Source organism: Sphingomonas sp. (genome assembly GCF_035490575.1).
In the GTDB taxonomy this organism is placed as follows: domain Bacteria; phylum Pseudomonadota; class Alphaproteobacteria; order Sphingomonadales; family Sphingomonadaceae; genus Sphingomonas.
The window spans coordinates 32051-46331 of the sequence record NZ_DATJLI010000056.1; the positions used below are offsets into that span (position 1 = coordinate 32051).

A 14281-nucleotide genomic window follows, 5' to 3' on the forward strand; every position below is an offset into this window, starting at 1 on the left:
GCGGCCAAGTGGGTGGCAACCGAAACCATTTGGTAAGCATGACGCCCGTAAGCGAGCGGCGTGGGCAAACTCGACCTGAAAACCCCGTTCGACCGCGTGCGCGGCATGATCCGATCCGCCGAAGCGGCATCCGGGGACGGGGAAGATGCCGCGCGCGTGGCGTTGCGTCTGGTGCGCGAGGCGGAGGAGCATGGCAGTGGCTGGTTCTGGGAAACCGACCGCAACGGACACCTGACCTATTTGTCGGAGAAGATCACGCAGGTGCTGGACAGCGAACCCTGTCTGGGACAGGCATTCACGTCGCTGTTCCGCCTGTCGGGAGACCAGGACGACACCGAACGCACTCTTGTGTTCCACTTTTCGTCGCGCACGTCCTTTTCCGATTATTCGCTGCAATCGGGACAAGGCGACCTTACGCGATACTGGACGGTATCGGGCAGCCCGCGAATCGATTCGCTGGGGCAGTTCCAGGGCTTTACCGGGACGGGCAGCGACCTGACCGAAAAACGCCGCGCAGAGGCCGAAATCACGCGCCTCGCGCTGTTCGACGGTCTGACCAGCCTTGCCAATCGCCAGCGAATGCGGCTGTCGCTGGACCAGATGCTGGCGCGACCCAGCCACGGGTGGCGTCCGGTCGCGTTGCTGCTACTCGACCTCGACCGGTTCAAAGCGGTAAACGACACTTTGGGCCATCAGGTCGGCGACAAGTTGTTGAAGCATGTCGCACAGCGGCTGACGCAATGCGTCGGCAGCAAAGGATTGGTCGGGCGTCTCGGCGGGGACGAGTTTCAGGTCATCGTGCCCGAACCCGACGGTCGCGCATCGCTTGAAGTGCTGGCCGCCGCTATCATCGCATCGCTGTCGCAACCCTATTTCCTTGCGGGGTCGACCGTGACGATCGGCGCCTCGATCGGCATCGCGCTGGCGCCACAGGACGGCCATGACTCCGAAACGCTGATTCGCAGCGCGGACCTGGCGCTTTATGCCGCCAAGGCCGGTGGCAGGGGCACGCACCGCTTCTATCATCAGGACATGCTGGCGGGTGCACGCCACCGCAAAGCGATCGAGGATGATCTGCGCGGCGCATTGGCGCGCGGGGAGTTTCACGTCGCTTATCAGCCGGTAGTATCAACCGCGGACGCGGCGATCGTCGGCTATGAAGCGCTGGTCCGCTGGACGCATCCGGTGCGCGGTGAGGTTTCCCCTGGCGATTTCGTGCCGATCGCCGAGGAGTGCGGCCTGATCGACCAGATCGGCGAATGGGTCCTCCGCACCGCCACCGCCGATGCGGCAAGCTGGCCGTGCGCCGTGCGGGTCGCCGTCAACGTGTCGCCCGTCCAGTTCACCAATTCCCACCTGCCCGCTGTCGTCGCATCGGCGCTGGCATCCAGCGGACTGGCCGCCGACCGGCTGGAGCTGGAAATCACCGAAAGCGTGTTCCTGACCGAGAGCGCTGCATCCGAGGCGATGTTCGCTTCGCTCAAGCGGCTGGGCGTGCGGTTGGCGCTCGACGATTTCGGCACCGGCTATTCATCGCTCGGCTATCTTCGCAAGGCGCCCTTCGACAAGATCAAGATCGACCAGAGCTTTGTCCACGGCGCGGCGGTGACGGGCAATCGCAATGCCGCGCTGATTCAGGCGATCGTGGCGATGGCGACCGCGTTGGGGATGGAAACAACTGCCGAGGGTGTGGAGATGCATGACGAGATCGCGCTCGTCACGCGTTTGGGATGCAGCCACATCCAGGGCTTTGTCTATGGTCGTCCGATGCCTGCATCAGAGGCGCGGATACTGGCGCTGCAGGGGTATGCCGTGGCCGACGGCATCCGCGTCAGCCGCGCGCCGCGCATCCGTACGTTTCGACGCGCCATGCTTCAGACAGGCACGGAGTCGCGCGAAGTGCGGGTCCGCAACGTATCCAGCCGGGGCGCGATGATCGAGGGGGTCAGCTTCGCCGAAACGATGGTTGGCTCCCGGCTGAAGATCGAACTGCTGGAGGGGCAGATGTTCGAGGCCGAACTGCGCTGGGCGCATAGCGGACAGGCGGGGCTGCAGTTCAGCGAACCGTTCAACCTCGACCGCTTGCCGATTCAGCCGGCGGCGATGCGCCGATCCGGCTGAACCCCGGTTCGGTCAGGCGTCCTGTTACCGATCGATTTCCTTCGCCTGATCGACATCGCGCTGAGATCCGGGCGCCGAGGTCGATGGCGGGTCGGATGCGTCCATCGAATCCTCTGACCCGATATCGACGGCATCCTGCGCGTCGTCGTCACCGGCCGGATCGGGTGGCGCCACCGACAGGCCGTCCTTCGCTTCATCGGCGATCGGAAGTTCATGCTGGGTCACTGAATGTTCTCCTTCGAACAATTCAACGATCACGCCCGGTCAGGCGTTCCCGCAAAAAAAGGCCCGGCGGTTCGCCGCCAGGCCTCTCCCGTTTCGATCTGTCGTCCGACGCCGAAGATTATTCGCGGCTGCCCATGAACGACAGCAGGAACTGGAACATGTTCACGAAGTCGAGATAGAGCGACAGCGCCCCCATGATAACGACCTTGCCCATCATGTCGGTTCCGCGCACCCAGTCATACATGCTCTTGATACGCTGGGTATCATAAGCCGTCAGGCCCGCGAACAGCAGCACGCCGATCGCGCTGATGACCAGGTTCATGACCGGCGACTGGAACCACAGGTTCAGCAGCGAAGCAACGATCAGGCCGACCACGCCCATAATCAGGAACGTGCCGAACCCCGACAGGTTACGCTTCGTCGTGTAACCATAGAGGCTGAGCGCCAGGAACGCCACGGCGGTCGCGAAGAAGGTGATGGCGATCGACGCCCCGGTGTAAACCAGGAAGATCGACGACATCGACAGGCCCATCACGGCCGAAAACGCCCAGAACGTCGCCTGTGCCGCGCCGGTCGACAGCTTGTTGATGCCGAAGCTCAGCACCATCACGAATGCCAGCGGCGACAGCACGATCAGCCAGCGCAGCGGCGTTGCGAACACCGCCGCCGCCATGCCCGACGATGCGAACAGCAGCGCGACGATGCCGGTCAGCAGCACGCCCGACGCCATGTAGTTGTAGACCGAAAGCATATAGGACCGCAGCCCCGCATCATACGCCGCATCGCGCGTTCCTGCGCGCGTGGCGTAGGGAGCGGACGTGGCGGTCCGGGGATCAGACCAGTTTGCCATCTTGAACTCCTTTAACCCGGCTCGTGCCGGATGATCGAAATATCGTGTGCAAGCGCGTGTCTTTCAAGCAAAACCGGCACGTGCGCGTAAATTGGACATAGTTCGTTACATTGCCGGATGGCGATCAGCTCACCAGATTGCGACAATGCATCGTTTGTTCGCCGGTCTCCGCCCGCCCCCGGCCATTCGCCAACGATTGGCCGGCATCATGCACGGCGTGCCCGGCGCCCGGTGGCAGGGGGACGACCAACTCCACATCACGCTGCGCTTTATAGGACAGGTCGATCGCCGGGCAGCGGAGGATGCCGCCCATGCGCTGGCGGCGATCCGCTTTGCGCCATTGTCGCTGCACATCGCCGGGGTCGGCGGCTTCGACGTGCGCGGGCGGCCCAATGCGCTGTGGGCGGGCATTCAGCCGCGCGACGCGATCGGGCAATTGCACCGAAAGATCGATCAGGCGCTGGTTCGCATCGGCCTGGAACCCGAGCATCGGGCCTATCTGCCCCATATCACGCTTGCCCGGCTGGGGCGCAGCGCGGGTCCGGTCGACCGCTGGCTGGCCGACCATGCCGGGCTTGCGACCGACGCCTTCGACATCGACGCGATGATCCTGTTCAAGAGCCATTTGGGGCGCGAAGGCGCGCTTTACGAAGCGGTCGAGCGCTATCCGCTGACGGGTTAGCGCGGCGGCACGACCCACAGAAAGATCGGGCGACCGCTGACCCTGATCTTCTTCGCCGGTTCCCAACCGCGCATCGCGTGATAATGGCTGATGATCCGCGCGCCCGGCGGCAGTTCGGCACGCAATTTGGGCATCAGGCGTCGGTTGATCCCCGGTTGCAGGAACAATGTGACGACCGTGGCGCCGCTCAGGTCGGCCTTGAAGATATCGCCTTCCTCGAACCGCACACGCGCGGCCACCCCTTCCCGCTCGGCATTGGCGCGCGCCACCGCGACCAGCCTCGGGTCCAGTTCGATCCCAACGCCGCGCGCGCCGAAATCGCGCGCCGCGGCGATCGGGATGCGTCCGTCGCCCGAACCCAGATCAAATACCATGTCGCGGTCGGTCACCTGCGCCAGCGACAACATGCCCTGCACGACCTCGCGAGGGCTTGGCTCATAATAGATGTCGGGCGTGCGTTCGGGCCGCGCATCGGGATCGGCGCCTGGCGGCAAGGGCGGGATCGGCGTCGCACAGGCGGCGAGACACAAAAGCAGAGCGAGAGGGGAAACGGCGCGCATCACTTTCTCCAACCCCGCAACGCCCGACTCGTTGCGTCCTAACCGATTTCGCTGACCAGCAATTTGTCGATCTTGCGGCCGTCCATGTCGACGATCTCGAACCGCCACCCTTGCTCGACAAAGGTTTCGCCCTCGGTCGGCAGGTGCTTGAGCACGGCCAGCGCCAGGCCGGCGACCGTCGCGAAATCGCGATCCTCGGGCAATTCGATATCGATCCGTTCGGCCAACGAATCGGCGGCCATCTGGCCCGACACCAACAACGACCCGTCCTCGCGCACGACCACACGGTCCTCGCCCATATCGTCCGGCCCGCGAACATCGCCGGCAATCGCCGCCAGCAGATTGGCGGGGGTCACGATCCCTTCGAAATGGCCATATTCGTCATGGACGAAGCCCATTGGCACTTCGGCACCGCGCAGCAGCGTCAGCGCATCCATGGCGTCGACCTGATCGGGCAGGACAGGCGCCTGTTTGGCCAGCGCGTGCAGATCGATCGGCCGCCCGTCGATCAGGGCGGCGACGACATCGCGAGCCTGGACCACGCCGACCACCGCGTCGATCGATCCGTCCGCCACCGGCAGGCGCGTATGCCGCGTCGCGCGCAACGTCTCCCGAACCGCCTCGACCGGGAGTGAAAGGTCGAGCCAGTCGACCTCGGTTCGCGGCGTCATGATTTCACGCACCGGCCGATCGGCCAATCGCACCACGCCGGAGATGATCGAGCGTTCATGCTCCTCAATCACGCCCGAACGCGCCGCCTCCGTCGCGATCAGGTGCAGTTCCTCCGCCGTCACACGATTTTCAGCTTCCCGGCTGAGGCCCAGGATCTTGAACACCAGCCCGGTGGTCGAATCGAGCAGCCAGACCAAAGGCGCCGCCACGACCGAGATGCCGCGCATCGGAATTGCGATCCACGAGGAAATCGCCTCTGGCGAACGCAGCGCGAATTGCTTGGGCACCAGCTCGCCGACGATCAGCGAGAGATAGGTCGTGATGCCGATGACGATGGCGAAGCCCAGCGTATCGGACAATTCGGCGCTCACGCCCAGCGCCTCCAGCCGCGCGGCCGTCGGCACGCCCAGGCTGGCGCCGGAATAGGCGCCGTTCAGAATGCCGATCAGCGTGATACCGATCTGAACCGCCGACAGGAATTTGCCCGGATTCTGCGCCAGCAACAAGGCGGCGGTCGCCCCCTTCCTGCCGGCGCGCGCCATCGATTCCAGCCGCGCGCGACGCGCCGACACCAGCGCCAGCTCGCTCATCGCGAAAACGCCGTTCAACGCGATCAGCGCCACGATGATGACGCAGTCGATCCAGGGAAAGGGGGGAAGCGGGTCCATTGCGGGCAGTGAGCGCCATAGGGCAGAACGGTCCAGCGATACAACCTTTCATCCGAACATCCTGTCGCTCATTTCCGGTTCAGTGCGGATGCGGAACAAGCCGCTGTCGAGCGTGTTGCACCGCTCAGAGAACGACCGACAAACTGCAAACGGAGGAAAGAACATGCGTCTGGCCCAACGCCTGAGCATCGCAACTGCCATCGCCGCGCTGGGCATCACCAGCGCGTGCGTGACCGACCCCGTCACCGGTGAGCGCAGCATCTCAAAGGCCGCGATCGGCGGCTTGGGCGGCGCGTTTGGTGGCTATCTGCTCGGCGACATCGTCGGGGGGCGCCGCGATCGCACCGAAAAGATTCTCGGCGCGGGGATCGGCGCGCTCGCGGGCGCGGGCGTCGGCGCCTATATGGACCGCCAGGAACGCGAACTGCGTCAGCAGACCGCCGGCACTGGCATCGACGTAGTGCGCCAGGGCGACGAACTGGTGCTCGACATGCCGTCGGGCATCACCTTCGATTTCGACAGCACCGCCATTCGGCCGCAATTTCGCCAGACGCTGGATCAAGTGGCCGACACGCTGAGCCGTTACGACCAGACCTATGTCGATGTTTACGGCCATACCGATTCGGTCGGGTCGGACGCTTATAATCAGGGACTGTCCGAACGGCGCGCATCGGCGGTCGCCGATTATCTGGTGACGCGCGGCGTCCAGTCGGCGCGCCTGGGCACGCGCGGTTTCGGCGAGACCCAGCCGGTCGCGCCGAACGACAGCGAGGAAGGTCGCGCGGAAAACCGCCGCGTCGAGATCAAGCTGGTGCCGATCACGCAGAACGATCTGCGCTGATCCCAGCCGGGGCGGGAATGGTCGGTTCGACCGCCCGCCCCGCCTTATCGGCGCGTTACGAAAAACGATCGCAGCAGCGCTGCGGCGTCCCCCTCCCCGATGCCGGCATAGATTTCCGGCCGGTGGTGGCAGGTCGGCTGCGTGAAAAAGCGCGGACCATGGGCCACGGCACCGCCCTTGGCATCGTCGGCGCCATAATAAAGCCGCCGGATACGCGCATGGGCGATCGCACCCGCACACATCGCGCACGGCTCAAGCGTGACCCACAGGTCGCAATCCTCCAGTCGCTCACGCCCCAATGCCCTGGCCGCAGCGCGGATAGCGACGATTTCGGCATGTGCCGTCGGATCGTGCGTCGTGCGCGGCGCATTCGACCCGATCGCGACCACGGCGCCGCCGAGCGTCACGACAGCGCCGACCGGCACTTCACCGGCACGTGCCGCCGCTGCCGCCGCATCGAGCGCGACGCGCATCGGCGGCGGCAGGCGAAAGGGTGATGGAATGGCGTCCCCCGTTATTGCTGCGGATCGCCCGCCTTTTCGACTTCCAGCGTCGGCACTTCGACCGTGCGATTGGTCGTGCCCAGTTCGACGCGGCCGACATCGGCCTTGAACTCCGGCGCCTGCACCACGCCCGGTCGGGTCTGGTCGATGCTGACCATGCCCAACGACATCAGGACCACGATCACCAGGACGGCAACGCCCAGAATGGCCAACAGCGTTCGCATCGGATATCCCCTTTCAGAATTGAAACGTCACCGCAACAACGCCGCCGCGCATGGCAAGTTGCGTGTCGGTGGTTGACGCGCCCGCCATGACGGGGTAGTGGCGCGGCCTTTCCGGGCCAACCCGAAATCAGGATTGAACATCATGTCGCGCATTTGCGAGCTGACCGGCAAGGGCCGGCAGGTGGGACACAATGTGTCGCACGCCAATAACAAGACCAAGCGGACCTTCCTGCCAAACCTGCAGAATGTCACGCTGATGTCGGATTCGCTTGAAAAGAGCGTTCGTCTGCGCGTGTCCACGCACGGCCTGCGTTCGGTCGAGCATGTCGGCGGACTGGACAACTGGCTGGTGAAGACGCGGGACACCGACCTGTCGCTGCGCGCACGTCGCCTCAAGCGCGAAGTGTCGAAGAAGCTGGCGGGCAACGCCGCCGCCTGATCCGATAGGGATCGGCTGCGTGAAATGAGCGCCGTTCCCGTGTGGAACGGCGCTCTTTCGTATGTCATTTTATCAGCGCGAATTTAAGAAGCAGGCTTTGCTGGAGCGCGAACTGGTTGTCGTCGCTGACCAGCCAGATGATCGTGCGACCATGTTCCTGCGTGACCGCCAGACCTTCGAAATTATCGTGCAGCGTCGGCGGCGCCAGCCGGGCAATCACGCGGCCCCTCACGGAAGCGCCAGACCGGATTGCGCCGCGATCGACCACGCTCAGCGCATTTGAAAATGCCAGCGGCAATTCGAATGCGCGGTTCAGGACCAGCAGGCGGCCATCGGGCAACACCGCCGCGTCGGTCGGCTGCATCCCCGCAGGCGGATAATAGGTAAAGGCGAACCCCCGGTCGAACCCGCGCGAAGGATCGGCGAAATAAACCGCCCTGCGCCCGCGTGAACCGCGCCTTGGCCGCGTGCCTTCGCTTAGCGCCACCAGCCCGCCATCGGGCATCCGTACCAGCGATTCGGCACCACCATTTTCGCGCCAGCGGGCCATCGCACTCGGCGCCGCGCGCGCCGTCGCGCGTTTGAAGCGCGCATCATATTGCCAGATTTCGTTCGTCCGCTCGAAACCGACCCAGATTCGCCCCGTGGCGAGATCGACCGCCAGCGATTCGCTGTCGCGATCCTGTTTCTGCCAGCCGCTGCCCGGCCCCGCAGGCAGCGACGAATAGCGGATTTCGGACAACGCAACACCGCCGCGCCAGCGGAAGTCCAGGATATTACCACCATCGTTCAGCAATGTGATCCGGTCCCCCCGCACGCGGATCGCCGAATAACCGCCGGTGCCGGTGCCACGCTCGATCAGTCGGATACCGCCAAGATACAACAACTGACCGACCTGTCGCCGCGCAGGCTGCCCCGGCACCAGGTCAACCGGTTTCGCGAGAAGGCGATTGTCGCCCGGCAGGTCCAGCCGCACCGCGCCCGAATAGCTCGGCACGAACAGCACACACAGCAGCACGGAAACGGCGATACGCATCAATCCGGCCCTAATCAGCACGACGTTCCGGCTCAACCACGGGTTTAGCTGAACAATTGCTAACAGCTGCATTCAGGCTCGGCTCAATGCGACTCGGCCATAAAGGCTTCAACGGTGGTGAGGTGCGATTCGCCAATCCGCCGAAACGGATTTGAAACACGGCACGAGGAGAATAAAAATGTTCAAGCAGCTGACGCTTGCCGCCGCCGCGCTGACGATGGGAACGACCGCTCTCGTCGTGCCGACGGCCCCCGCCCAGGCTCAGGGCTATTACGGTTATGAACCGGGCTATTACGGCCAGCGCTATCGCGACCGCCGCGGCTATAATGATCGCCGTTATTATGGCAACGACCGCCGCTATTATCGCAATCGGGCGCGTGAGCGTTGCAACGACGGCGATGGGGGCACGATCGTCGGCGCGATTGCAGGCGGGCTGCTGGGCAACCAGATCGCGGGTCGCGGCGACCGGACGCTCGGCACGATCATCGGCGGTGGCGTCGGCGCGCTGGCCGGCCGCGAAATCGATCGGTCGGACCGTCCCGGCTATTGCCGCCGCTGATCCAGACATCTCTCTCCAGTCGCGTAACGAGAGAGTCCCTCGCGTAGTGTATCGAGGGAAGAAGGCCGGTCCCCACGGGACCGGCCTTCTGCTTTTGCGGCGAGGGCAAATGCCCGCCGGTCGTCAATACATGTGCTGGCCGCCATTGATGCTCAGCGTCGATCCGGTCACGAAACCGGCGTCGTCGGCGCACAGAAATGCGACGCCGCGCGCGATTTCCTGTGCCTGACCCAACCGGCCCACCGGCACCTTGGCAACGATCTTTTCCAGCACGTCGGCGGGCACCGCCGCCACCATGTCGGTGTCGATATAGCCGGGCGCGATCGCATTGACGGTCACGCCGAAACGCGCACCTTCCTGCGCCAGCGCCTTGGTAAAGCCATGGATGCCCGATTTCGCGGCGGCATAATTGACCTGGCCATATTGGCCCGCCTGGCCGTTGATCGAACCGATATTGACGATGCGACCCCATTTGCGTTCGCGCATCCCGGCAAACACCGCCTTGGCCATGTTGAAGCAACCGCCAAGATTGGTGTCCATGACCTCCTTCCACATCTGGTAGCTCATCTTCAAAATCGTGCCGTCGCGCGTGATGCCCGCATTGTTGACGAGAATGTCGACCGGGCCGAGTTCTTCGGCCACCTGCGCGGCGCCGGCCTGACAGGCATCGAAATCGGCCACGTCCCACTTATATGCCTTGATGCCGGTGCGTTCTGTGAACGCCCGCGCGCGTTCATCATTGCCGGCATAGTTGGCGGCGACGGTGACGCCCGCTTCATGGAGCGCAAGGCTGATCGCCTCACCGATTCCGCGTGTTCCTCCGGTGACGATCGCGACGCGAGTCATGCATCTCTCCTGCTCGTTTACGGGACCGCCATTCGGCCCTCATCAAACGAACGCGGCCTAGCCCTGGTCGATCCACCCGGCAAGTTCGCGAGCGACCAGCGCACGTAACATTTCATTGCCGACGTTGCTGTCATTCAGGCATGGAAGATAGGCGAAACGCTCGCCACCGGCTTCCTCGAAACTTTCCCGCCCGCGGATCGCCAGTTCCTCCAGCGTCTCCAGACAGTCGGCTGAAAAGCCGGGTGCAAAGATCGCGACGCGGCGCGTGCCTGCCTTCGCCAGTTCGACCAGCACTTCGTCGGTCGCGGGACCAAGCCATTTGGCCGGGCCGAAGCGCGACTGGAACGAGATGGTCAGCGGCCGCCCCATCGCCTCGCCCAACAGGCGCGCGGTCTTCTGGCAGTGGCAGTGATAGGGGTCACCCAGCTCCAGCGTGCGCCGGGGCATTCCGTGGAAACTGGCGATCAGCACGTCAGGCTCGAAATCCAGCGCCGCCAGCCCCGCCTCGATCGAGGTCCTGAGCGCCGCGATATAGGCCGGATCATCGTAGTAGGGCGGCAGCGTGCGGATTGCCGGTTGCCAGCGCATCGTCGCCAGATGGGCGAACGCCCTGTCATTGGCGGTCGCCGTGGTCGCAGCCGAATATTGCGGATAAAGCGGCGCCAGCAACACGCGGTCGCACCCGGCATCCTTCAACGCCTGAAGCCGCGATGCGATCGACGGATTGCCGTATCGCATCGCATAATCGACCATTACGCCGGGGCCGAAGCTGTCCTTCATCGCCGCCGCCTGCGCCCGCGTGATCGCCGCCAGCGGCGAGCCGGCATCGGTCCAGACCTGCTGATAGGCATGGGCCGACTTTTTCGGTCGCGTGGTCAGCACCGCGCCGCGCAGGATCGGCTGCCAGACGATCTGCGGGATCTCGACCACGCGCGGGTCGGACAGGAACTCCTTGAGGTAGCGCCGCACCGATTTGGTATCGGCGCCGTCGGGCGTACCCAGGTTGATGAGCAGGACACCGACCCGGCGGGCGGGGATCGCGGGATGATCGACAGGACGCTGCATCACGGATTCGCCGGATCGAGCGGCAGGCGGCGCAGGCGAAGACCGGCGACCGCCGCCACCGCGTTGGCGATCGCGGGCGCGACCGGCGGCACTGCCAGCTCGGACACGCCGCCCGGCTCCGCCTCGCTGCGGATCAGTTCGACGGTGATGTCGGGAATATCGCTCATCATGGGCAGATGCAGATCGGTAAGCGTGCGCGCCTGTGCAACCCCGTCCTTATACCCGGTCGCGCATCCCAGCGCCTGTGCCAGGCCGAAGATCAACCCGCCTTCCACAAGTTGCAGCACGATATCGGGATGGACGACGCGCCCGCAATCCACCGCTGCCACCAGTCGCGAACAGCGCACCCGCCCGCCCTCGACCGACGCCTCCGCCAGCACGGCGATATGCGACCCGCGAAAACTGTGCGCGGCGATCCCCTGCCCGCTGCCCATGATGCCCCCCTGCCATCCGCCAAGCGATGCGACGGTGTTCAGGCAATTGGCAAGGCGCGGTTGCTGGCCCAGCATACGGATACGGAAATAGCTGGCATCGAACTCGGCGCGGCGCGCCAGCTCGTCGATCAGGCTTTCCGCGAAGAAGCAGGTATAGCCATGCGCGCCACCGCGCAGATGCCCCACGGTCGCGCCAATCGCGGCGGGGTGGTGGTCAACGGCCCAGTTCGGAATGCCATAGAAAGGCGCCGCCCCGGCCACCGCCGCTGCATCACCCGCGCGCGCAGGCAGCGTCAGCGACAGGTCGGCGACCCCCTCCCCCGCCATCAGCCGTTCGGCGAGCGGCCGTCCCAGCGCGGGCGCGGCGACCGCTGAATGCCACGCGGTCACACGGCCATCGCGTTCCATCCGCGCGGTCATGCGCGCATGGGCGGGCGGGCGAAATCGGTCGCGGATGCAATCCTCGCCCCGGCTGTAGCTCAATTGCACCGGACGCCCGACCTGTTGCGCCAGCAATGCCGCCTGTTCGGCAACCAGCGTGTCGAGACCAGCGCCGAACCCGCCGCCGACCTGCATCGGGATGATCGTCACCGCATCCTCGGCCAGCCCCGTAATCCGCGCCGCCGACGCGCGTGCCGCCGCCGGGGCCTGCGTCGCCAGCCACAGCCGCAGCCGCCCGTCTTCGAACCAGGCGGTGGCCGCCGATGGCTCGATCGCGGCGTGCAGGCCGGGGGCGGTGCGATAATGTGCGCGAAACAACCGCCGCCCGGTCAACATCGCATCGGGATCGCCGATGGCGGATATGCGCGCGCCCTGCTTTGCCAAAGCCGTCGACAGCGCGGCGTCGATCCCGTCGTCGCTCAGCGGGTCGACGGTCTCGAAACGGGGCGCCACGGCGTCGAGCGCCCGCCGCGCGGCAAAGCTGTCGGTCGCGATTGTCGCAACCCATCGTTCATTGGTGACGACGCGGATCGCGCCGGGCACGCTATCCGCCGCCGGAATGTTCGCGCCGATCAGCCGTGTCTGCCCCAGCGGACCTTGCCGGATCGCGGCAAAGACCATGCCGGGCAGGCGGATATCGGCCGCGAAGTTCGCGCTGCCGTCCAGCTTGGCCGGGCTGTCGAGCCGGGTCACAGACGTGCCCGTCAGGCGATGGTCCTCATCGCTTCGCAGCACGGGGCGATCGGGCGGCGTCAGGCCGCTCGCCTCGACCGCCAGTTCCCCCAGGCGCAGACGCCGGTCGCCCGACACGACGAATCCGTCGCGCGTCACGCACTGCTCGGGCGACACCCCCCAACGCGCCGCCGCCGCCGCAATCAGCAACGCGCGCGTCGCCGCCGCCGCTTCGCGCAGCGGAAGCTCGAACTGACGGAGTGATGACGAGCCGCCCGTCAGCATCAGCCGCGCGCGCCGCGCCCCGGCATAGGCAGGCAATGTCGGCAGCCGCGCGTCGACGCCGCCGAACAATTCCGCAGCCGCCAACGGATTGGCATGGGCGGGACCGATCGTCGCGGGTTCGACGCCGACGGTGCGCCAGTCGGCGCCGATTTCATCGGCCACCACCTGCGCCAGGGTCGTGAAAACACCCTGACCATGTTCGACCACCGGAATGGCGACGGTCAGCCGCCCGTCCTCAGCCAGTCTGATCCACGCGCCAAAGCCTTGTTCGTCCTCGCGAACGGGCGCGGGCGGCGGGAAGCGGCGCGGCCACATGCCCCATGCGGCGACGATGCCCAAGCCGACGCCGCCGCCGATCAACAGCCGCCGTCGGGTCAACGTGTTCATGTCATGTCGTGCCATCGCGTGCCGTCTATCGCGCCCGCCGCATGGGCGCCAGCATCAGCGAAGCGGCTTTGCCAGCACCACGAACGCAAGCGCGTCGGTGCGGGGCACGCCGAACCGCGTGTCGCCATAGGGGAACGGCCGCGCTTCCCCGGTCCGGCAATAGCCGCGCCGCTCATAATAAGCGATCAGTTCGCCACGCTGACGAATGACGGTCATCTCGATTGCGTCGGCATCGAACAGCGCGCGAGCCGTCATTTCCGCCTCGGCCATCAGCAATCGGCCCAATCCGCGCGCCTGCCAATCGGGGCGGACGGTCAACATGCCCAGATAGGCAGCGTCGGGTGACTTGCGCTCGATCGCGACGCATCCGGCGATGTCATCATCGGTCTCAGCCAAAATCATCCGCTGATCGGGGTCGCGCAGTAATTCGGCCAGTGCGTCGGGGTCGGTGCGCTGCCCATCCAGCAGGTCCGCCTCATGCGTCCAGCCTATGCGGGCCGCGTCGCCGCGATAGGCGCTTTCAACCAGTGCATGGATCGCGGCAATGTCGTCGCGGATCGCGAAGCGGAAGCGAAAGGACATGTTGGGCGGGAGCGTCCGCGGGATATGGTGGAAGGGACTGGATTCGAACCAGTGTACGCTCACGCGGGCAGATTTACAGTCTGCTGCCTTTAACCACTCGGCCACCCTTCCATGGGGCCGCTCCTAAAAGCGAGGGCGCCCCCTAGCCCTTGGCGATCGGGCTTGTCAACGCCGTTGCGCGACGCGGCG

General features: G+C 65.4%; 16 protein-coding genes and 1 tRNA gene. 5 read left to right on the forward strand and 12 right to left on the reverse strand.

Features of this window, described 5'->3' with window-relative positions:
- The first annotated feature begins 60 nt into the window (after nt 1-60).
- Nucleotides 61-2121, forward strand: coding sequence for a putative bifunctional diguanylate cyclase/phosphodiesterase (locus VL973_RS03930; RefSeq protein WP_325282722.1), 2061 nt, complete (start codon nt 61-63; stop codon nt 2119-2121).
- Between the two features lie 24 nt (nt 2122-2145).
- Here VL973_RS03930 and VL973_RS03935 read toward each other — a convergent pair whose 3' ends face one another.
- Complete coding sequence (locus VL973_RS03935) at nt 2146-2346, reverse strand: hypothetical protein (protein WP_325282723.1); 201 nt, start codon at nt 2344-2346, stop codon at nt 2146-2148.
- Nucleotides 2347-2464: 118 nt separating this feature from the next.
- Nucleotides 2465-3196 (reverse strand): Bax inhibitor-1/YccA family protein, encoded by a 732-nt coding sequence (locus VL973_RS03940; RefSeq protein ID WP_325282724.1) that lies wholly within the window; start codon nt 3194-3196, stop codon nt 2465-2467.
- Between the two features lie 145 nt (nt 3197-3341).
- Here VL973_RS03940 and thpR point away from each other — a divergent pair, with 145 nt between their 5' ends.
- Nucleotides 3342-3878 (forward strand): RNA 2',3'-cyclic phosphodiesterase, encoded by a 537-nt coding sequence (thpR, locus tag VL973_RS03945; RefSeq protein WP_325282725.1) that lies wholly within the window; start codon nt 3342-3344, stop codon nt 3876-3878.
- On the opposite strand, the gene VL973_RS03950 is transcribed toward thpR, so the two are convergent.
- Nucleotides 3875-4438, reverse strand: a complete 564-nt coding sequence (locus VL973_RS03950) for an SAM-dependent methyltransferase (protein ID WP_325282726.1) — start codon at nt 4436-4438, stop codon at nt 3875-3877. The two genes, thpR and VL973_RS03950, sit on opposite strands and share 4 nt — an antisense overlap.
- 38 nt (nt 4439-4476) lie before the next feature.
- Nucleotides 4477-5778, reverse strand: coding sequence for a hemolysin family protein (locus tag VL973_RS03955; protein ID WP_325282727.1), 1302 nt, complete (start codon nt 5776-5778; stop codon nt 4477-4479).
- A gap of 163 nt (nt 5779-5941) precedes the next feature.
- On the opposite strand from VL973_RS03955, the gene VL973_RS03960 reads away from it, so the two are divergent.
- Nucleotides 5942-6619, forward strand: coding sequence for a YiaD family glycine zipper/OmpA-like lipoprotein (locus VL973_RS03960; protein ID WP_325282728.1), 678 nt, complete (start codon nt 5942-5944; stop codon nt 6617-6619).
- A 44-nt stretch (nt 6620-6663) separates the two neighbouring features.
- Here the strand turns inward: VL973_RS03960 and VL973_RS03965 are convergent, their stop codons facing one another.
- Nucleotides 6664-7092, reverse strand: a complete 429-nt coding sequence (locus VL973_RS03965; protein ID WP_325282729.1) for a nucleoside deaminase — start codon at nt 7090-7092, stop codon at nt 6664-6666.
- A 41-nt stretch (nt 7093-7133) separates the two neighbouring features.
- The gene (locus tag VL973_RS03970; protein WP_325282730.1) at nt 7134-7346 is read right to left on the reverse strand and encodes a hypothetical protein; all 213 of its coding nucleotides are present in this window, start codon (nt 7344-7346) and stop codon (nt 7134-7136) included.
- A gap of 142 nt (nt 7347-7488) precedes the next feature.
- Here VL973_RS03970 and rpmB point away from each other — a divergent pair, with 142 nt between their 5' ends.
- Nucleotides 7489-7785: a 50S ribosomal protein L28 gene (gene rpmB, locus VL973_RS03975; protein WP_325282731.1), complete on the forward strand. Its 297-nt coding sequence runs from the start codon at nt 7489-7491 to the stop codon at nt 7783-7785.
- 64 nt (nt 7786-7849) lie between these two features.
- Here the strand turns inward: rpmB and VL973_RS03980 are convergent, their stop codons facing one another.
- Nucleotides 7850-8821 carry an esterase-like activity of phytase family protein gene (locus VL973_RS03980; RefSeq protein ID WP_325282732.1) on the reverse strand — a complete coding sequence of 324 codons (972 nt, stop codon included), beginning with the start codon at nt 8819-8821 and terminating at the stop codon, nt 7850-7852.
- Nucleotides 8822-8999: 178 nt separating this feature from the next.
- Between VL973_RS03980 and VL973_RS03985 the strand changes: the two genes are divergently transcribed.
- Nucleotides 9000-9380, forward strand: a complete 381-nt coding sequence (locus VL973_RS03985; RefSeq protein WP_325282733.1) for a glycine zipper 2TM domain-containing protein — start codon at nt 9000-9002, stop codon at nt 9378-9380.
- A 123-nt stretch (nt 9381-9503) separates the two neighbouring features.
- Here VL973_RS03985 and phbB read toward each other — a convergent pair whose 3' ends face one another.
- The 5 genes from phbB to VL973_RS04010 all read right to left on the reverse strand — a co-directional run bounded on the left by phbB (nt 9504) and on the right by VL973_RS04010 (nt 14203).
- Complete coding sequence (phbB, locus tag VL973_RS03990) at nt 9504-10226, reverse strand: acetoacetyl-CoA reductase (RefSeq protein WP_325282734.1); 723 nt, start codon at nt 10224-10226, stop codon at nt 9504-9506.
- 57 nt (nt 10227-10283) lie between these two features.
- Complete coding sequence (hemH, locus tag VL973_RS03995; RefSeq protein WP_325282735.1) at nt 10284-11291, reverse strand: ferrochelatase; 1008 nt, start codon at nt 11289-11291, stop codon at nt 10284-10286.
- Nucleotides 11291-13510, reverse strand: a complete 2220-nt coding sequence (locus VL973_RS04000; protein ID WP_325282736.1) for a xanthine dehydrogenase family protein molybdopterin-binding subunit — start codon at nt 13508-13510, stop codon at nt 11291-11293. Before VL973_RS04000 ends, hemH begins: the two co-directional genes overlap by 1 nt.
- Nucleotides 13511-13564: 54 nt before the next feature.
- A complete protein-coding gene (locus tag VL973_RS04005; RefSeq protein ID WP_325282737.1) occupies nt 13565-14092 on the reverse strand; it encodes a GNAT family N-acetyltransferase in 528 nt (175 codons plus the stop codon).
- A 25-nt stretch (nt 14093-14117) separates the two neighbouring features.
- A tRNA-Tyr gene (locus VL973_RS04010) sits at nt 14118-14203 on the reverse strand.
- Nucleotides 14204-14281: the final 78 nt, after the last annotated feature.